At 73.8% G+C, this 18,695-nt stretch carries 20 protein-coding genes; 15 read left to right on the top strand and 5 right to left on the bottom strand.

The annotated features are described in order from the left end of the window. The 6 genes from TOK_RS33340 to TOK_RS10800 form a co-directional block, all read left to right on the top strand. The coding region (locus TOK_RS33340; RefSeq protein ID WP_216361933.1) for a hypothetical protein at positions 1-836 on the top strand (836 nt) is incomplete at its 5' end. Between the two features lie 6 nt (positions 837-842). After that, complete coding sequence (locus TOK_RS10820) at positions 843-2,582, top strand: cation acetate symporter (protein ID WP_098957693.1); 1,740 nt, start codon at positions 843-845, stop codon at positions 2,580-2,582. Continuing rightward, on the top strand, positions 2,579-4,339 hold the full coding sequence (locus TOK_RS10815; RefSeq protein ID WP_098957692.1) for a cation acetate symporter: 1,761 nt from the start codon (positions 2,579-2,581) through the stop codon (positions 4,337-4,339). Before TOK_RS10820 ends, TOK_RS10815 begins: the two co-directional genes overlap by 4 nt. 219 nt (positions 4,340-4,558) lie before the next feature. Next, positions 4,559-4,888, top strand: a complete 330-nt coding sequence (locus tag TOK_RS10810) for a rhodanese-like domain-containing protein (RefSeq protein WP_098957702.1) — start codon at positions 4,559-4,561, stop codon at positions 4,886-4,888. A gap of 401 nt (positions 4,889-5,289) precedes the next feature. Beyond that, positions 5,290-6,228, top strand: a complete 939-nt coding sequence (locus tag TOK_RS34890) for a DUF4328 domain-containing protein (RefSeq protein ID WP_141566345.1) — start codon at positions 5,290-5,292, stop codon at positions 6,226-6,228. Between the two features lie 37 nt (positions 6,229-6,265). Further along, positions 6,266-7,213: a DUF5926 family protein gene (locus TOK_RS10800; protein ID WP_098957690.1), complete on the top strand. Its 948-nt coding sequence runs from the start codon at positions 6,266-6,268 to the stop codon at positions 7,211-7,213. Between the two features lie 33 nt (positions 7,214-7,246). Here the strand turns inward: TOK_RS10800 and TOK_RS10795 are convergent, their stop codons facing one another. After that, positions 7,247-7,786: a ferritin gene (locus tag TOK_RS10795; protein ID WP_098957689.1), complete on the bottom strand. Its 540-nt coding sequence runs from the start codon at positions 7,784-7,786 to the stop codon at positions 7,247-7,249. 104 nt (positions 7,787-7,890) lie between these two features. Between TOK_RS10795 and TOK_RS10790 the strand changes: the two genes are divergently transcribed. Continuing rightward, the gene (locus TOK_RS10790; protein WP_253258311.1) at positions 7,891-8,805 is read left to right on the top strand and encodes an SDR family NAD(P)-dependent oxidoreductase; all 915 of its coding nucleotides are present in this window, start codon (positions 7,891-7,893) and stop codon (positions 8,803-8,805) included. A 181-nt stretch (positions 8,806-8,986) separates the two neighbouring features. Here the strand turns inward: TOK_RS10790 and TOK_RS10785 are convergent, their stop codons facing one another. Then, a complete protein-coding gene (locus TOK_RS10785) occupies positions 8,987-9,805 on the bottom strand; it encodes a CPBP family intramembrane glutamic endopeptidase (protein WP_098957688.1) in 819 nt (272 codons plus the stop codon). Positions 9,806-9,842: 37 nt separating this feature from the next. On the opposite strand from TOK_RS10785, the gene TOK_RS10780 reads away from it, so the two are divergent. Further along, positions 9,843-10,373 (top strand): hypothetical protein, encoded by a 531-nt coding sequence (locus TOK_RS10780; RefSeq protein ID WP_098957700.1) that lies wholly within the window; start codon positions 9,843-9,845, stop codon positions 10,371-10,373. A 47-nt stretch (positions 10,374-10,420) separates the two neighbouring features. Then, positions 10,421-10,777, top strand: a complete 357-nt coding sequence (locus tag TOK_RS10775) for a DUF3817 domain-containing protein (protein WP_098957687.1) — start codon at positions 10,421-10,423, stop codon at positions 10,775-10,777. Positions 10,778-10,850: 73 nt separating this feature from the next. Here the strand turns inward: TOK_RS10775 and TOK_RS10770 are convergent, their stop codons facing one another. Next, positions 10,851-11,681, bottom strand: coding sequence for a DUF2470 domain-containing protein (locus TOK_RS10770; RefSeq protein ID WP_098957686.1), 831 nt, complete (start codon positions 11,679-11,681; stop codon positions 10,851-10,853). A gap of 118 nt (positions 11,682-11,799) precedes the next feature. Between TOK_RS10770 and TOK_RS10765 the strand changes: the two genes are divergently transcribed. The 3 genes from TOK_RS10765 to TOK_RS10755 all read left to right on the top strand — a co-directional run bounded on the left by TOK_RS10765 (position 11,800) and on the right by TOK_RS10755 (position 14,609). After that, the gene (locus tag TOK_RS10765) at positions 11,800-12,675 is read left to right on the top strand and encodes a hypothetical protein (protein WP_098957685.1); all 876 of its coding nucleotides are present in this window, start codon (positions 11,800-11,802) and stop codon (positions 12,673-12,675) included. Positions 12,676-12,942: 267 nt separating this feature from the next. Beyond that, positions 12,943-13,896 (top strand): prephenate dehydratase, encoded by a 954-nt coding sequence (gene pheA, locus TOK_RS10760; RefSeq protein WP_098957684.1) that lies wholly within the window; start codon positions 12,943-12,945, stop codon positions 13,894-13,896. Beyond that, positions 13,893-14,609: a histidine phosphatase family protein gene (locus TOK_RS10755; RefSeq protein WP_098957683.1), complete on the top strand. Its 717-nt coding sequence runs from the start codon at positions 13,893-13,895 to the stop codon at positions 14,607-14,609. Before pheA ends, TOK_RS10755 begins: the two co-directional genes overlap by 4 nt. A gap of 29 nt (positions 14,610-14,638) precedes the next feature. On the opposite strand, the gene TOK_RS10750 is transcribed toward TOK_RS10755, so the two are convergent. Together TOK_RS10750 and TOK_RS10745 are read right to left on the bottom strand one after the other, a co-directional pair. Next, positions 14,639-14,989: a metallopeptidase family protein gene (locus tag TOK_RS10750; RefSeq protein ID WP_098957682.1), complete on the bottom strand. Its 351-nt coding sequence runs from the start codon at positions 14,987-14,989 to the stop codon at positions 14,639-14,641. A gap of 4 nt (positions 14,990-14,993) precedes the next feature. Continuing rightward, on the bottom strand, positions 14,994-16,217 hold the full coding sequence (locus TOK_RS10745; protein WP_141566344.1) for a septum formation family protein: 1,224 nt from the start codon (positions 16,215-16,217) through the stop codon (positions 14,994-14,996). Between the two features lie 244 nt (positions 16,218-16,461). Between TOK_RS10745 and TOK_RS10740 the strand changes: the two genes are divergently transcribed. From TOK_RS10740 to TOK_RS10730, 3 genes are read left to right on the top strand one after another with little or no spacing between them, the layout of a single operon-like run. Next, complete coding sequence (locus tag TOK_RS10740) at positions 16,462-17,007, top strand: hypothetical protein (RefSeq protein ID WP_098957680.1); 546 nt, start codon at positions 16,462-16,464, stop codon at positions 17,005-17,007. Further along, a complete protein-coding gene (locus tag TOK_RS10735; RefSeq protein ID WP_098957679.1) occupies positions 17,008-18,174 on the top strand; it encodes a glutathionylspermidine synthase family protein in 1,167 nt (388 codons plus the stop codon). Positions 18,175-18,224: 50 nt separating this feature from the next. Next, on the top strand, positions 18,225-18,677 hold the full coding sequence (locus tag TOK_RS10730) for a DUF350 domain-containing protein (protein ID WP_098957678.1): 453 nt from the start codon (positions 18,225-18,227) through the stop codon (positions 18,675-18,677). Positions 18,678-18,695: the final 18 nt, after the last annotated feature.

Raw genomic sequence — 18,695 nt, 5'->3', positions numbered from 1 at the left:
CCCTGCCGCCGGGGACCCTGCCGCCGGGGACCCTGCCGCCGGGGACCCTGCCGCGGCCGGTCCCGCCGGCGGGCGCGGCGTACGTCGCCGATCCCGTCGATCCCGTCGCCCCCGAGCAGGCCCACCCGCCGTTCGAGGACGTCACGGCCGAACAGCCCCGCGTCGACGAGCGGACCGGCTCCGGCCCGCGGTACACCGCGGACGCGCCCGACTACGACGACGAGTACGACGGCGGGTACGTCGCCACCGAGGACGACGACGAGGACGACGTCTCCCGGGTCCTGTGGTCGGCCGCGTCCGGACCGGCTGCCGACATCGACGAGGCCGGCGCCGACGACGCGGCTGCCGGGAACGCCCGCGCGCACGACGGCCACGCCCCCGACGAGCACGACGAGTACGCCGAGTACCTCTCCGTCGCCGACGGCGTCTCCGCCGTCGAGCAGACCATGCCCTACCCGGCGACCGGGCAGATCGACCACGCGTCGGGCCGGGTGCGGGTCGTGCTGTCGGAGCGCCGGCAGAACCATCGGTCGGTGCGGACGGTCGTCGACGTGCAGGAGCTGACGTCGGTCGGCGACCTGTTGCGCTCCAACCTGATCGGCAACCAGCTCGGCCTGGCGCTGCGGGTCGCGGCGGTGGCGGTGCTCGCGCTGGGGTCGCTGCCGGCGCTGTTCGCGCTGTTCCCCGAGATCGGCCGGGTCGACATCCTCGGCCTGCGGCTGCCGTGGCTGCTGCTGGGTGTCCTGGTCTACCCGTTCCTGTTGCTGCTCGGCTGGTGGCACACCCGATCCGCGGAGAAGGTCGAGCAGGAGTTCGCCGACCACGTGCAGGACTGAGCCCGGGTGAGCACGTCCGCGGTCATCGCGCTGGTCGCCATCGGTCTCGTCGCCGTCGCGTCGGCGGTCATCGGGTCCCTGGGCGTCCGGGTTGCCCGGTCGACGTCGGACTTCCTCGTCGCGTCGCGTACCGTCGGGCCCGTCGTCAACGCGGGGGCCGTGTCGGGGGAGTACCTGTCGGCGGCGTCGTTCCTCGGCATCGCGGGCCTGATCCTGCGCGAGGGCGTCGACGCGCTCTGGTACCCGATCGGCTTCGCGGCGGGCTACCTCGCTCTGCTGATCTTCGTCGCGGCACCGATGCGCCGGTCGGGCGCGTACACGGTGCCCGACTTCGCGGAGGCCCGGCTGGGGTCGACCGGGGTGCGGCGGGTCTGCTCGGCGTTCGTGCTGCTCATCGGGGCGTTGTACCTGCTGCCGCAGCTGCAGGGTGCGGGGCTGTCGTTGACGGTGCTGACGGGATTGCCGCCGTGGAGCGGGATCGTCGGCGCGGGGATCGTCGTCGTGCTCGGGGTCGTGGGCGGCGGGATGCGGTCGATCACGTTCGTGCAGGCGTTCCAGTACTGGATCAAGCTCACCGCGCTGGCCGTGCCCGCGCTGGTCATCGTCGCCCTGTTCGCGTTCGACGGCCGCACGTTCGACCGGCCGGCCCCGCCACGGTTCACCGCGGAGACATCGGTGTCCGTGCACGCCGACGTCGTCCTGGACGTGACCGAGCCGCTCACGGTGACGGTGTCCGGCGACGTCGACGGCGCACGGGTCGACGGGCCCGTCCGCTGGGAACCGGGCCCCCACACCGTGACCGGCGGGGCGACGCTGCGGTTCGCCGCCGACGCCCCCGTCCCGACCGCGCAGGGCAGCCCGGCCACCGACCGGGAGTGGCTCGCACCGCTGTCCGGGTCGGGGCCGGGGCGGCTGCTGGAGATCTACTCGGTGCTGCTGGCGTGCGCGCTCGGCACGATCGGCATGCCGCACGTCCTGGTGCGCTTCTACACCAACCCCGACGGCCGGGCCGCCCGCCGCACGACGGTCGTCGTCCTCGCGATGATCGGTATCTTCTACGTGCTGGTGGCGCTGCTGGGGGCGATGTCGCGGTTCTACACCCCGCAGCTGCTGGTGTCCGGCGACACCGACGCGGCGGTCCTGCTGCTGCCCTCGGCGGCGCTCGGCAACGGGTGGCTGGGCTGGCTCGTCGGCGGGCTGGTCGCGGCGGGCGCGGCCGCGGCGTTCCTGGCTACGTCGTCGGGACTCGTGGTGAGCCTCGCCGGCGTGCTGTTCACCGACGTGCTGCGCGGCCGGCTGCGCGACTTCCGGCTGGCCGCCGTCGCGTCCGCGGTGGTCCCGATCGCGCTGGCGCTCACCGTGCCGCGGCTCGACCTCGCACTGACGGTGCCCCTGGTGTTCGCGATCGCGGCGTCGACGTTCTGCCCGCTGTTGCTGCTCGGCATCTGGTGGCGCGGGCTCACCCCGGCGGGCGGGATCGCCGGGGTACTCGTCGGCGGGGGAACGGCCGCCGTCGCGACGACGCTGACGTTGCTGCGGATCGTCCCCGGCGGGGTGCCCGGCGTGCTGCTGGAACGGCCCGCCGCCGTCACGGTGCCGCTGGCGTTCCTCACGATGATCCTGGTGAGCAGGCGGACCCGGGCGTCGCGGCCCGCCGACGCCGACCGCATCCTGCTGCGCCTGCACGCTCCCGAGCGCCTCGGCTTCTCGCCGAACCGCGCGGGCGACCCCGCCGACCGCCCGTGAACCCGGCCGCGCTCGCCAACCCCGCCGCGCTCGCCGCCGTCGTCGCGATCGTGCTCGTCGCCGTCGCCTCGGCCCTCGTCGGTTCCTACGGCGTGCGACGGCGCAGCACCTCGGACTTCCTTGTCGCCTCCCGGAACAGCGGCACCGCCGCGCACGCCGGCGCGATCTCGGGGGAGTACCTGTCGGCGGCGTCGTTCCTGGGCATCGCGGGGCTCGTGCTCAAGGACGGTGTCGACGCGCTCTGGTACCCCGTCGGGTTCACCGCCGGCTATCTCGCGCTGCTGCTCTTCATCGCCGCCCCGCTGCGCCGCTCGGGCGCGTACACGCCGTCGGACTTCGCGGAGGCCAGGCTCGGATCGGCCCAGGTGCGCCGGGTGTGCACCGTGTTCGTGCTGGTCGTGGGCTGGTTGTACGTGCTGCCGCAGCTGCAGGGCGCCGGGCTGACCATCGCGACGGTGACCGGGCTGCCGCAGTGGGTCGGCGTCGTCGCGGCGGGCGTCGTGATCGCGGTGACCGTGGCGTTCGGCGGGCTGCGGGCCATCACGCTGGTGCAGGCGTTCCAGTACTGGCTCAAGCTCACCGCGCTGGCGATCCCCGCCGTCATCGCGCTGATGTTCTTCCTCGGCAACGACAAGACCTTCGACCGGCCCGCACCGCCGTCGTTCTCCCAGGCCACGACGGTCGACGTCACCACCGGCGTCGTCCTGCGCGCCGACGGCCCGCTGACCCTGCGCGCCGCGGGCGAGGTCGACGGGGCCGCCGTCGACGGGCCGTTGACCTGGCAGCCCGGGCTGCACACCGTAGAGGGAGGCACCCGGCTGGACTTCGACGCGGGCTCGCCCGTGCCGGTCGTGGAGGGCGCGCCGGTCCAGGACGCGAGCTGGCTGACCCCGTTCGCCGACGGCGACGAGTACGGCCTGCTCGCCGTCTACTCCCTCATCCTCGCGACGTTCCTCGGGACGATGGGGCTGCCGCACGTGCTGGGCCGCTTCTACACCAACCCCGACGGCCGGGCGGCCCGCCGCAGCGCCGTCGTCGCGCTCGGCATGCTGGGCGCGTTCTACCTGCTCGTGATCCTCCTCGGCGCGCTGTCGCGGCTCTACACCCCGCAGCTGCTGGTGTCCGGCGAGACCGACGCCGCCGTCCTGCTGCTGCCCACCGCCGTCCTCGGCACCGGCTGGGCCGGCACCGTCCTCGGCGGGATCGTCGCCGCGGGCGCCTGGTCGGCGTTCCTGTCGACGTCGTCCGGTCTGCTCTCCAGCGTCGCCGGTGTGCTGTCCACCGACGTGCTCCCCGGCCGCTTCCGTGACGTCCGCGTCGCAACGCTGCTCGCCGGCTCCGTGCCCATCCTGCTGGCGCTGCTCGTGACGAGGCTGGACTTCACCGAGTCGGTCGCGCTCGTGTTCGCCGTCGCCGCGTCGACGTTCTGCCCACTGCTCGTGCTCGGCGTCTGGTGGCGCGGGCTCACCGCCCGTGGCGCGACGTGGGGCATCCTCGTCGGGGGGATCGTCGCGCTCGGCGCGGTCACCGCCAGTCTCGCCGGGGCCGCGTCCACCGGCCTGCTGGGCACGCTGCTGCACCGGCCCGCCGTCGTGAGCGTGCCGCTGGCGTTCCTGACGATGGTCGTCGTCAGCCGCGCGACCCGCCGCGAACGGCCCGCCGACGCCGACCAGCAGCTGCTGCGCCTGCACGCACCGGAACGGCTCGGCCTGAGCGCCGACACGGTCGAGGACAGCCCGTCACGGTTCGGCGACTGAGGGTCGTCCGTTACGCGGAGCGCACCCTCGACCCGCGCGCGCTGGAGATCCGCCGCGAAATCGAGAACACGCGGCGCCTGCGGGAAGCCTGCCGGTGAGCGCCGTCGGGTCGCCCGCCCTCGACATCGCGATCTTCACTGACCGGGTGACCGGGTGACCGGGTCACCGCCGACGCCGCGCTCACCCGAGGCTGACGTCCGGCATGCGAGGATCGGCGACATGACCGGTCCCATCCCGTCCGTCGCGGTCGCCGACGTGCCGGCCGACGCCCCCCTGCTCGACGTCCGTGAGACCGACGAGTGGGACGCCGGGCGCGCGCCCACCGCCGCGCACCTGCCGATGTCCGAGCTCACCGGCCGCCTCGGCGAGATCCCCGACTCCGATCCGCTCTACGTCGTCTGCCGGTCCGGCGGCCGCTCCGCGCGGGTCACCGCCTACCTCGTCGGGCAGGGCTACCCGGCGGTCAACGTCGACGGCGGCATGCAGGTATGGGCCGCGCAGGGCCGGCCCGTCGTCGCCGACGGCGACCGCACGCCCGAGATCGTCTGACGCGGCCGTCCGTGCCCGACGGTGCCGCGCCGCAGGACCCCGCCGGGGTCCCCGACGACGCGCGCCGGGACCCGGGCTCGTCGCCCGATCCGGTGCCGGGCGCCGTGTCCCCGTCGACGGGTCCGGACCCCGGGCCGGCGATCGGCGGACCCGCTCCTGAGGCGGGGCCACCGGGTTCGCGGACCGGCCCCGGGATCCCGCGGCCCGCCTGGTCCCCGGCGTGGCCCGCCGCACCGGCGTGGCCGCCGCAGCCCGCCGGGCGGACGTGGCAGGACGCCGTCCCTCCGACCGCTGTGTCTCCGACCCACGCTGCGGCCGGCCCGCAGGCAGGGTACGGGCCGCCGCCCTGGGCCGCACCGGCCCCGCCCCGTGCCGCGCAGCAGGGCTACCCACCGGCCGCGATGCCCCGGCCACTGCCGCCGCGGAGCCTGCCGCCGGGCCCGGTCGCGTGTCCGTCGTGCGGACGTCCCGTCGCCCCCGGCTGGGGCCCGTGCCCCTACTGCGCGCGGCAGCGCGCGTCGCTCCGCTGGGTCGCGACGCCCCCACCCGGCGCCGGCCCCCCCGCGCGTCCGGCCCCCCGACGTCCCTACTCCGGGCCGCCGTCCTACCGCGGCGTCCCGCGCTGGGGCTTCCCGGCGCTGCCGTGGCAGCGCGAGACCGCGCCCGAGCCCGTCGCCGACTGGCTGCGCGCCCGCACCCTCGCCCTGACCATCGTCCCGGCCCTGTGGGCGACCGCGGCGGTGGCCGTCCTCGCCGCGGGCGCCGAGATCTGGCGCTACGTGCTCCTGGTGCTGAGCAGGTCGGGGGCGTTGTCGGCGGGCGTGGTGTCGGCGTCGGACATGCTCGTCGCCGGGGCCGGCTGGCTGGTGACGGTGCTCGGCCTGCTCACCGGACTGCTCGTCGTCGCCTGGTCGGTCCGGGCCGCGCGGGCCGGCGCCGAACGCGGAGGCAGGGTGGCGTCCCGGTCGGGCCGGGAGATCGTCGTCGGCTGGCTGGTGCCCGTGGTGAACCTGTCGGTGCCGGGGTCGGTGCTGGCCGAGATCGAGCACGGCGCACTCGACCGGCCCGCCGACGCCCGGCCACGACCGTCGCGACAGCTGCTCGTGTGGTGGGCGGTCTGGGCGGTCGGCGTCGTCCTGGCGATCACGGTGTTCGCGCTGTCGTTCCGCACCGGCGTGCAGGCGCGTGCCGACGGTGTCGTCCTGCACGCGGTCGTCGACCTCGTCGCCGCGGCGGTCGCCGTGCTCACCGCCCGGCTGGTCTCCGCGCTGTCGATGCTGCTCGGGCCGGTCCGCGCCCCCGTCCGCGAGACCCTGGTGACCGTCCGGACGGGCGACTGACCTGCGCCGGGTGCCGTTCGCTACGGTCTGACCCCTGATGGCCAAGAAGACACGCAACCGGGCCGCCGCCGCGAGCGCCCCGGGCGAGAACCCCCGCCGCCCCTGTCCCTGCGGATCGGGCAAGCGCTACAAGGTCTGCCACGGTGCGGGCGACGACGTGATCGTCGTTCGCCCGTTCGACGGGCTGGCCGCGGAAGCCGATCTCGTCGCCATGCGCGAGTTCCTGCCGTCCGCCACGGCCCCGCTCCCGTTGCGGGACAAGGGCGAGCGCTCGGTCACCGTCGCATCGGTGCTGCCGGGCGCGTCGGCAGCGCTCGTCCGTGCCGACGGCTCGGTCCTGATCGGGATGCAGGTGCAGACGCGGTCGGGCGACCTGTCGGCCGACGTCGCCCGCGCCGTTCGCTGGGGTCTGGAGGCGGAGCCGGGCGAGTCACTGCCCGTCGTCGGCCCCGGCCTCGGTGGTGAGACGGTCCGCCTGCAGGACCTGCTCGACCCTGCCGCGACGCTCGACCTCACGATGCACCAGGACTTCGCCTGGTGGGTTCCCGAGCAGGACGGCGAGCTCGCCCCCGAGCTCGCGGCGATGCTGGAGCGCGCCAACTCGGTGATCATGCCGACGGAGCCCGTCGTCGCCGAGGGGGTGCGCGCCGCGTACTGGGTCGACACCGGGTCGAAGGCACACATCCGCTGGGTGCGCCCGGAACAGGAGGACCGGCTGCTCGCCGCCATGGCCCGGCTGCAGGCAGGCGACGGCCTCGCCCTGTCCGAGGACGCCCGCTACCTGGGGTCGTTCCGCGCGCACGGGCTGCTGGTGCCGGTCTGGGACCTCGACACGGACATGCACCCCAAGGAGTGGACGGCGCCGGTCGCCGCGTTCGCCGCACGCCTCGACGAAGCCCTCGCCGGCCTCGACGACACCCCGCCGACCGACACCGAGCGCCGCGCCCGCGACGCCCTCGCCGGCAAGCAGGTCACCCTGCGCTGAGCGGGTTCTCCGTCCCCCGGTCGGGGCGTCCGCTCAGACGCGGCCGCCCGCGACCGGGGGTGCGGAGGCGTCGGTGGCCTGGGCGGTACGCGCCATCTCGCGCGCCACGAAGTCCTCGATGTGGAAGAGGTTGTCGCCGGCCCGCCGGACGACTGTGAGCAGCGTCGTCATCGACGCCACCTCCTCCACCTGCTCCCTGAGGAACCACTGCATGAACTGCTCGCCGAGGTAGTCGCCCTCGTCGCGGGCCGTCCGGGCGAGCGTGGTGACCTGCGCGGTCACCTCCTGCTCCTGCGACAGCGCGAGCGAGACGACGTCCTCGACCGTCGAGAAGTCGTTGCGCACCTCACCGATCCCGGGAATCACGACGCGCTGTCCCGAGTCGAGGAGGTACTGCACGATCGCCATCGCGTGGTTGCGCTCCTCCAGCGCCTGCGCGTAGAAGTGCGCGGCCAGCTGCGGCAGGTCCTCGTCGTCGAGGAACACCGCGACCGCCGTGTACTGCTGGCTGGCGGTGAACTCGTTGCGGATCTGGTCGCGGAGCAGGACCTGGAACTTCAGCTCGCCGGACACCCGGTAAGGGTAATCTGACCCCTGTCGATCAGGGCTCTACCAGGCAAAAGCGTGTGAGCATCCGCACCCGGTCAGCCCTGACCGTGACGCTTAGTATCCCGACCATGGGACTTCTCGATGCCAAGGTCGTCATCGTCACCGGAGCGGGCCGGGGGATCGGCCGCGGTGAGGCACTGGAGTGCGCCGCGCAGGGTGCCGCCGTCGTCGTCGCCGAGTTCGACCCCGAGGCGGGGGAGGCCGTCGCCAAGGAGATCGAGTCCGCGGGTGGCCGGGCCGTCGCCGTCGGCGGGGACGTCGCCGACGCAGCCGTCGCCGACTCGCTCGTGCGCGCTGCGGTCGAGGAGTTCGGCGGGCTGGACGCCGTCGTCAACAACGCGGGCATCCTGCGCGACCGGACCGTCGCCAAGCTGAGCGACGAGGACTGGGACGCCGTGATCCGCGTGCACCTGCGCGGCCACTTCCTGCCGACGCGCGCCGCCGTGCAGTACTGGCGGGAGAACAAGCGCGGCGGACACCTGGTGCACACGGCGTCGACGTCCGGGCTGCTGGGCAACTTCGGCCAGACCAACTACGGCGCCGCGAAGGCCGGCATCGCCGCGTTCTCGACGATCGTCGCCCAGGAGGGCGCCCGCGCCGGGATCACCAGCAACGCGATCGCGCCGACGGCCCTGACCCGCATGACGCTCGACCTGATGCCGCAGGAGTTCCGCGACAGCCGCGACGAGGCCCTGGCCCGCGGCGAGTTCGACTTCTTCGCGCCGGAGAACATCGCCCCGCTCGTGGCGTATCTGTGCTCGGACGCGTCGAACCACATCAGCGGCAAGGTGTTCGGGGTGCAGGGCGACAGCGTCGAGATCTTCCAGCCGTTCACCTCGGTCGCCGAGATCACCAACGGCGGCAAGCGCTGGGACCCGGAGGACCTCCCGGGCCGCATCGACGAGCTGTTCTCCGGCACGGGTGTGCAGGCCGGTGCCGAGAACATGATGGCGCGCATGCGGTACCAGATCCTCGACCTGTGACGCGCACCCGACGCCGGCCCCCGTCTGCGCGTGGGCGTCGGAAGGGCCCGGTGGCCTGCTCGGACACCCGCGCAGCGCCGGGTCGGTGCACCCCGACCGGCGTCCGTCGGTGGTGCTGCACCCCCCTTGCCCCGCCTGCAGCACCCGGACGAGGGGTGCAGCGGGGAAGCTCAGTGCGACGTCACGGGAGCCAGCCGACGCGGCCTTTCAGCAGGCCGTAACCGACGAACGCGACGACGTCGATCAGGGTGTGGGCGCCGACCAGGGGCCACAGGCGGCCGGTGCGCTGCCAGTAGCGTCCGAACACCAGCCCCATGATCAGGTTGCCGACGAACCCGCCGAAGCCCTGGTAGAGGTGGTAGGCCCCGCGCAGCACGGCGGCGGCGAGCAGGGCGCGGTTCGGCGACCAGCCCAGCTGCCGCAGCCGGGTCAGCAGGTAGCCGATCATGACGATCTCCTCGGCCCAGGCGTTGCCCGCGGCGGAGAGGATCAGTACGGGGATACGCCACCAGGTGTCGGTGAGCGTCGTCGGCGCGATGGTGAGGCTGACGCCGATGGCGTGCGCGATCAGGTAGAGGCCGAGGCCGGGGATGCCGATGACGGCGGCGAGGCCGGCGGTGGCGGCGGCGTCGCGGCCGGGGCGGCGGGCGTCGAGACCGACGTCGCGCATCGCGAACCCGGCGCGCAGCAACAGGTACGCGCCGAGCGCGCCCCAGCCGACGAGCTGCAGGACCCGGGCGAGCTGCAGCGCGAGGTCGACGAGGGTGGCCGCGGCGGCGGGCGCGTTGAGCGCCACCTGCTGCTGGGACAGGGGAGTGGTGGCGAGCAGGGAGTCGATCAGCGACAGCGCCGACCGCAGGGCCGACAGCCCGAGCGTGACGGCGAGGACGACGAGGATCTCGGTGACGATCAGCCGGCGGCGGGCAGGGTCCTCGATCACCCCCGACGACGGGCCGGTCGGCGTGGTCGGGGCGAGCCAGCTGCGGAGGCCGTCGGGCACGGGAGCCGACGCTACCGGGCCACGTATCCTGGCCTACGTGCTCCGCCTCGCGTTGTCGCCCAAGTGGTGGGTCTGGCACGTCCTGACCCTCGGTGCGATGGCCGGGTGCGCGTTCCTCGCGGCGTGGCAGTGGGGTCGGGCAGGCTCGGCGATGGGGTCGGCGCTCAACGTCGGCTACGGGCTGCAGTGGCCGTTGTTCGCGATCTTCTTCGGCGTGATGTGGTGGCGGTTCCTGCGCCTGGAGGCCCGCCGGATCGCGGGACAGGACGCCGACGAGGTCGCCCCGCCGCCCAGCGAGTCGGCCCCGGTCCAGGAGGTCCATCTCCACGACGGGGACGTCCCGGCCGCCGCAGCAGGGCAGGCCGCACCGGAGCAGGCCGCGCTGGAGAAGACCGCCGCGGAGCAGGCCGAACCCGTCGCGGCCCGGCTCGACGAGGCGGACGGCGAGTCGCCGTTCGGGGTACGGCGCAGCCCGGATGGGCAGCCGGCCGCCGAGGACGACGACCCGCAGCTCGCCGCGTACAACCGGATGCTCGCGATGCTCGCCGAACACGACCGGAGCAGCTGAGCCCGGCCGGAGCGGGCACTGCACCGGCCGCCCGTACACTCGGTGAGGTGAGCTCGCCCGCCGACGCCAGTAAGCACGCTCCCCTTCGGCCGGTCGGTCCGCGGCTGATCGCCTACCGGATCGCAGCGTGGGTGACGGGTGTGGGCCTGCTCGTGCTGACGTTCGTGGCGTTGCCGCTCAAGTACATCTGGGACATCCCCGAACCGACGACGGTCGTCGGCATCATCCACGGTTGGCTGTACATGATCTACATCGTGTGCACGCTGGTGCTCGCCGAGCGCGTCCGGTGGAAGCCGGTGCGGGCCCTGCTGATCCTGCTGGCCGGGACGATCCCGATCGCGTCGTTCGTCGCCGAGCGCAAGGTGACGAAGGAGATCGAGAGCCGTCAGGCCGCCGCCGGCTGACGTTCCCGGCGGCGGCCTGCCGCGTCCGACCCCCTGGTCGGTGGTGTGGTGTCCGCTTCCGCGGAGTGGCGGGTCAGCCCGGCTGCTCCTCGCCGGCGTAGCTGGCGTCGAGTTCCTCGTCGTGTGCGACGGTGTGCCTGCCGTATCCGCAGCCGACGAGCGCGGTCAGCTGCGTGCGCAGCTCCCGGACGGTCGTGGCCTCCTGCGGCCAGGCCAGCCGGACGTCGTGGTCGCCGGTGGGCGTCTCGACGCGCAGCCGGATGCCACAGCGGTCGACCCCGAGGGGGCGGACGCGGGCGCCGGGGGTGGCGCGCAGCGGGGCCGGCAGGTGCCGGGCGAGGGAGACGAAGACCTCGGGGTGGGCCTGTTCGAGGTGGCCGAGCCAGCGTTCCTCGAGGAGGCAGAACGGGTCGGGGTAGGCGGCGGCGAGCTCGACGGGGGCGAGGGAGGCGGTGCCCTCTGCGTCGGCGAGGACGGCGGAGCCGGGCTCGATGCGGACGAGCGTGGCTCCGTGGCCGAGGTCGAGCAGCCGGTGATGGGGGCGGGCGTCGGCGGCGTGCAGTGCCGCGTGCCGGGCCTCCTCCTCGGTGGGGACGCGCAGCCAGCCGGTGATCCAGAGCAGTGCGCGGACTGGTTCGCGCAGGTCGACGGCCGCGTAGTCGGCCAGTTCGAGCATCACGGGGATTTCGCCGCGCGGATCGAGGCGGGCCTGTTCGACGATCGCGGAGTGTTCGTCGAGGAGCAGGATCGCGGAGCCGTCGGCCAGCACATGGTGGTAGACGGGGACCACGGGCTCGGGTCCGCCGGTGCCCACGAGTGCGGCTCGCCCACCCCGCGTGGTGAGGCTGCGGGCGCGATCTGCGTCCGTGGGCGTCGGCGGTCGCCGGAGCCTGGTCGTCCCCACGTCGTTCTCCTCTGTGTTAGGTGAGCCTAAGTTATCTTGGCGATCGGCAGGTGTCCAGAGGCCGGGACGGCCGCCCCCTTGCGTGAGGGCCGGGAGGCGCGCGTTAGCGTGTCGAGTCGTGACGACCGTGCCATCGGGCAGCTCAGCCGCTCACGGGTCGGTCCCGCCGCTGTTCGCCTCGTTCGTCGACGATGCGAGCCTGTGCAGGCCGGCCGGCGGCCAAGGGGTCGACGCCGTGGTCGAGGGCTACCTCGACACCCGCGACGGCGACCACGGTGACCTGCTGGGACGCCTGGTCTGCCCCGTCTCCCGGCTCTCGCCGCTGGTCACCGAGCTCGCGCGCTCCGCGCCTGCAGAGCCGGTCGAGCTGGCACTCGTCGTCGACAGCGGCCTGGGCGCCGTCCCCAAGGCGCTGTCGACGGTGTTCTCCCGCGCCACGCTGCTCACCCCGCGCACGGTCGAGACGTCGGCGCCGGTCGACCTCGACCCGGTGTGGCTGGAGCGGGTCGCGGAGTTCGTGCCCGACGACGTGACGGCGGTCGTCGAGCCGAGCCGGCCCATCACGGGCGACCGGGACGACGTCGCGGTCTGGCTCGACGCGGTCCGCCGGGTCGCCGAGCACGGGTGTGAGCCCAAGCTGCGCTGCGGCGGCCCCCGCGCCTCCGACGTCCCGGCCGTCGACGAGGTGCACCGCTTCCTCGCCGTCGCCGCCGAGACGGGGCGCGCCGCCGCTGTCGCCGGGCTGAGCAGGCTCGTCCGCTCCGCCGACGACGCGGGCACCATGCAGCACGGCATCCTGAACCTGCTGGTCGCGGCCGCGCGCGCCGCCGGCGGGGGCGACGTCGCGGCGGCGCTGACGTCGACGGACCCCGACGAGCTGGTCGCCGCGACGCGTGAGCTGGGCGGCGCCGACAGCGAGACCGTGCGCCGCGTGCTGGCGCGCTGCGGCGCCGGTCGTGACGAGGTGGCCGCGCTCGGGGCGCTGGCTGCCTGAACGGCCGCGAGGGAGTCGGGCTCGCTGCCTGAACGGCCGCGAGAGAGTCGCGCTCCCTGTTCGACGGCCGCGACGGAGTGAGGCGGCCCCGCCGCGACGGACCCCCTTCCTCCGTCGCGACGACGCCGCCTCGTGGGGATTTACGACTGGGCGCGACGTCCGGTTCGACGGTTGCGTCGAACGGGGCGCCCGGTGCCGCCGAACGGACGACAGGCGGGTGACGACACCGGTCGAGGCCGGCCCACGACCCGCGGATAAGGTCGCGACGTGCCCCGACTCGCGTTCCTGGGCCCGGCCGGGACCTTCACCGAGCAGGCGCTGCGCCTCCTTCCCGAAGCCGTCGGCGCCGAGCTGCTGCCCTGCCCGGGCAACCCCGCCGTCCTCGCCGCGGTCCGCGAGGGCCGCGCCGACGCAGGCTGCGTCCCGATCGAGAACTCCGTCGAGGGCGCGGTGCCGCCGGTGCTCGACGGGCTGGTGGGCGATCCGCCGCTCGTCATCGTCCGCGAGGTCGTGATCCCGGTCAGCTTCGTGCTACTGGTGCGCCCGGGCACGAGGGCGGCCGACATCCGCACCGTGTCCTCGCACTCACACGGCATCGCCCAGACCCGGGGCTGGATCGCGGCGAACCTGCCCGATGCCGACGTCCGCACCTCGACGTCGACGGCCGAGGCCGCCGCGCAGGTCGCGCGCGGCGAGGTCGACGCGGCCGCGTCCGCGCCGGTCGCGGCGATCGAGCACGGGCTGGAGGTGTTCGCGGAGGACATCGCCGACAACCAGGGTGCGGTCACCCGGTTCGTGCTGGTCGCACCGCCGTCGGCGCCCCCGCCGCCGACGGGCAACGACCGCACCACCCTGGCCGCGACGACGGAGAACCGTCCCGGGTCGCTGCTGGGGCTGCTCACGGAGCTCGCGGTCCGCGGGATCGACCTGACGCGCATCGAGTCGCGTCCCATCAAGCACCGCCACTCCGAGTACTGGTTCCATCTCGACTGCACCGGCCACGTCGCGGAGCCGGCGATGGGCGAGGCGTTGGCCGCACTCCACCGCCGCTGCGACGAGGTCCGCTACCTCGGCTCGTACCCTCGGGCGGCGGGGCTCGAGGGCAACGGGTCGCACCGTGGCCCGGGCGCCCCGGCCGTGCCGATGAGCACGGCCGGTGAGCGGGAGTTCACGGCGGCCCAGGAGTGGCTCGCAGCGCTGCGGTCTGGAGGACAGGGATGACGGGCACGATCGACGCCGGGACCGACACGGGCACCGACGACGAGCCGCTGGAGGTCCCCGTCGACGGGCTGCGGCTCGTCCTGGTGCGGCACGGACAGACCGACGCCAACGCCGGGCACGTCCTCGACACCGCACTGCCCGGGTACCCGCTCAACCCGCTGGGGCAGGAACAGGCCCTCGGCGTCGCCGGGGTGCTGGCCGACTGGCCGGTCCGCGCCGTGTTCGCCTCCAAGGCGACCCGCGCGCAGGAGACGGCCGCACCCGTCGCGGAGGCCCACGGGCTGCCCGTGACGGTTCTGGACGGCGTGCACGAGATCTCGGTCGGCGAACTGGAGGGTGCCGCTGACGCGCGGTCCCGGCGCATCTTCGAGGACGTCTACGACGCCTGGTGGGGTGGCGATCTCGGCCGCAGCATGCCGGGCGGCGAGTCGGCCGCGGACGTCCGGGATCGGGCGTTGCCCGTCGTCGACGAGCTGGCCCGTGCCGCGGACGACCTGCCGCCCGGATCGGCGATCGTGCTGGTCAGCCACGGCGCGACGATCCGGATCATCGCCGGTGCGCTGCTGGGCGACACCGTCGAGACCGCGTACGTGCCCAACACCGGCCGGGTCGTGCTGGTCCGTGACCCGGGCTCCGACACGGGCTGGACGCTGCAGCTGTGGGACAGCGGCCCGACCCTGCCGGGCGACGTGACGGCGGGCGCCACCGGCTGACCGCCGTCACGCCGGGGGCGTGCGGCCGGTCAGCCCCAGCCGAGGCGGTGCAGGGTGTCCTCGTCGATTCCGAAATGGTGCGCGATCTCGTGCACCACGGTGACCGCGACCTCGTGGACGACGTCGTCCTCGTCCTCGCAGATGTCGAGGATCGCGTCCTGGAACAGGGTGATGCGGTCGGGCAGGACGCCCGCGTAGTCGGTGGTGCGCTCGGTGAGCGCGACGCCCTCGTAGAGGCCGAGCAGCGTCTCGTCGTCGGGATGGCGCGCCTCGACGAGGACGACGACGTTGTCCATCGCCGACGCCAGCTCCCGGGGGACGGCGTCGAGCGCGTCGCCGACCAGCTCCTCGAAGCGGCGCCGGCTCATCTCGACGGTCAACGGATCAGGTGTTGCCGGCCCCGCCGCCGGTGCCCGGGAGGGGCAGCACCTGCGTCGGGATCGGGACCGGCGGCTCCACGGTCGTGCCCGCGGGTGGGGCGTCGACGGCGCTGGTGGGCGGTGCGGTCGAGCCCTCGGTGGGGGCACCCGGGGACGCCGGAGTTCCCGGCTGTGTGGGCGGGGCCGGGGTACCGGCGACGGTGACCGGGCCCTTGGCCGTGCCGGTGACGGGAGCGAACCCGCTGCGGTCCGGGAGCAGGGCGGCCAGGTTGCAGTTGACCTTGTGCGAGCCGACCTGCCACGACTGCTCGGCCACGTTGTCCCAGTAGACCGTCAGCTTCTTCTGTGCGAGGGCGTCGGCGCCGCCGCCGTACTGCCCCGCGATCTCGCCGCACTTCGTCTGCAGGTACTTGTCCTGGTCGTCGACCGACGGGTACTTGCCGTCCTTGAACTGCTCGGCCAGGTCGACGACGCCGACGGACTCGACCGCATGCGGACCCGCGCACGGCACCGGGTCGCCGACGGTCCTGCCGTCGATCGCCAGGCAGGTGCCCGGGGCCTCGACCTTGGACTGGTCCTGGTCGGCGACCTTGCCGGTGATGGGCAGGAAGCTGCCGCTCTTGGTGTTGGTCTGCAGGCCGCAGCGCATCGAGCGCTCGCCCTCGCCCCACTTCGTCTGCGACGGCTTGAGCGCCCCGACCCGGAACTTGCCGTCCTGGTCGAACCTGTCACCCAGATAGGCGGCCACCATCGGGGTGCAGCGCTCGCTGACGAGCCGGCGCCACGTCCTGTCGTCGGGAAGCGTGGCCTGGTCGGTGACCTGCACCGAGCCGGCCTGCTCGAACCGGTGCGACTGGGTGCACGGGACGGCGACGGTGTCGGCCGCGTCGGCCCGGGTCCAGTTGAGGCAGGTGCCGGCCTCGGCGGGCGGCGGCGGCAGGTCGGCGAGCCGGCGGGCCTCGGCCGCGGCCGGGTCGGGCAGCGTGGCCAACGTGCTCAGCACCGGCACCGACGTGTCGGCGAACCGGTCGAGCAGGGTGACGGCCAGCATCGTCACAGCGCCGATGAGGACGCCGATCACGATGCGCCGCACCGGGTGCAGTGCGCGCTTGGACGCCCGGTCGGGCTCCCGCTGCGGGCGGGAGGCCGGGGGCCGGGATCCACCGGGGGGGCGACGACGGGCGGCGGTGGGGGACCGCCGCTCCGGCGCGGTGAGGGGCGTGGCCATGTCGGCCGTCATCATGCCGTTACCCGGATCGGGTGAGAGAGGGGGCGTCGCGACTGGGCGGTCATCGGTCGCCCGGGTGCGGCGGACGTGCGGCGTTCCGCTGTGATCGGCAGGGCCTATAGGGTGCGCGCGGGGGTGAGTGATGTCCGAGGGAACACCCGGCGGCGAGCGGCCGGACGCGAACGGTGAGCAGCCGGAACGGCCGCCACAGGGACAGCCGGGCGAACCGGCTCAGCGCGGCCGGATGAGCTTCCAGGACGAGAGCACCACGCCCCGGGAGCCGACACTCGCCGAGCGCCGCGCCCGCCAGCAGGCGGAGCGCCGCGAGCGGGAGGAGGCGTCCGCACGAGTCCTCGAGGCGCAGGCGAAGAACAAGAAGCGCAAGCGGATCCTCATCGGCACCGGCGTCACCGTCGGGGTCGTCGCCGTGATCGCGATCGGCTACGCCATCGCCAACGCGGGCGACGACGTCGAGGCCCGCTGCGTCGACGACAACAACGTCGTGGTCGACGACAGCAACTGCGCCACGCCCGCCAACACCGCCTCGGGCGGCTACTACGGCGGCGGCCTCTACCCGATCTTCATCGGTGGCGGCGGCCGGCAGTACCACTACAACTACGGCGGCGCCGGCAACGTCGGGCAGGTCGCGTCGGGCGGCTCGACCGTCGTCCCCAAGGACTCGGCCACCGTCAAGAGCGGCACCTCCGGCAAGACGATCTCCCGCGGCGGGCTCGGCGTCTCCAGCAAGGGGTCGTCCAGCAGCGGCGGTTCCAGCAGCAGCGGGTCGTAGATGCGCAGGGAGAAGAGCACGCCCCGGCCCGGCTGGGAGAAGATCGTCGCCGAGCAGGGCATGGTCTACGGCACCCCGGGCCGCGGCGAGGGCGGCGCCGCCCGCCCGTACTGGGACGAGTCGGTGCACTACGTCTTCGAGATGGACGAGATCCTCTCCCTCGAGGCCGACGTCGAGCTCCTGCACTCGATGTGCCTGGACGCGGTCGACCATGTCGTCACCACCGAGCGGTTCCGCGACTTCGCGCTGCCCGAGTGGTGCTGGGAGGCCGTCGCCGCGTCGTGGAAGCGGCACGACCCGCACGTCTACGGGCGGTTCGACCTGCGCTACGACGGGTCCGGCCCGGCGAAGATGCTGGAGTACAACGCCGACACCCCGACGACGCTGCTCGAGGCGTCGCTGCTGCAGTGGTACTGGCTCAAGGACACCCACCCCGACGACGACCAGTGGAACTCGCTGCACGAGAAGCTCGTCGAGCGCTGGACGGAGATCAAGGCGGGGCTGCCGGGCTCCGAGGTGCACTTCACCTGGTCGGGGTCGGAGACCACCGGCGAGGACCACGTCACCGTCGGCTACCTGCAGGAGACGGCGGCCGAGGCGGGCATCGACACCGTCGGCCTCGCGATCGAGGACATCGGCTGGGAGGCGGCGCTCGACCGCTTCGTCGACCTCGCCGAAGCGCCGATGGCCGCGGTGTTCAAGCTCTACCCGTGGGAGTGGGTGCTCTCGGACGACTTCGGCAAGAGCGTCGCCCGCAGCCTGCCCGACACGCTGTGGCTCGAGCCGCTGTGGAAGTCGTTGCTGTCCAACAAGGCGCTGCTCGCCGTGCTCTGGGAGATGTACCCGGGGCACCCGAACCTGCTGCCCGCCTACCTGCAGAACCCCGGCCTGCTGACCGACTACGTGCGCAAGCCGCTCCTCGGCCGCGAAGGGGCGAACGTCTCGATCGTGTCACCGGGCAGCGAGGTGTCCACCGGCGGCGTGTACGGCGAGGAAGGATACGTCTACCAGCTGTTCGACCCCCTGCCGGAGTTCGACGGGTTCCGGCCGGCACTGGGCGCGTGGGTGGTCGGCGACGCCTCCGCCGGGCTCGGTATCCGCGAGACCGTCGGGCTGGTCACCGACGACGGCGCCGCATTCGTCCCGCACCGCATCCCCGAGTCCTGATCCCCACCCCCGATCCCCGAGCCTGATCCCGCTCCCCGGAAGGAACACCCATGACCACCCAGCTGGCCCTCGAGGCGGGATTCTTCGGGACCGTCGGCCGCGGCATCGGCGCGATCCTGCTGTACGCGCTGATCGGTCTGTTGTTGATGCTGCTCGGTTTCTGGGCCATCGACCTGACGACGCCCGGCAAGCTCAACCGCATGGTCCGTGACGGGCTGCCCAACTCCGTCGTCGTCACCTCCGCGGGCATGGTGAGCATGGCGCTCATCGTCGTGACCGCGATCTACAGCGTCTCCGGTGCCCTCGCCGAGGGCCTGCTGGCCTCGCTGATCTTCGGCCTCGTCGGGATCATCGCCCAGGTGCTGGCCGTGCGGCTGCTGGAGTGGGTGACGGGCATCGACATCGGCGCCGTCCTCGCCGCACCCGACCTCAAGCCGCAGGCCTGGGTCGTCGCCGCAGCGCACATCGGCCTGGGCCTGGTCGTCGCGGTCGCGATCCTCTGACGCAGGGAGCCGTCGCGA

It is taken from the genome of Pseudonocardia sp. N23 (assembly GCF_002583555.1).
Taxonomy (GTDB): Bacteria; Actinomycetota; Actinomycetes; order Mycobacteriales; family Pseudonocardiaceae; genus Pseudonocardia.
This window is presented reverse-complemented; position numbering and strand designations above follow the sequence as displayed.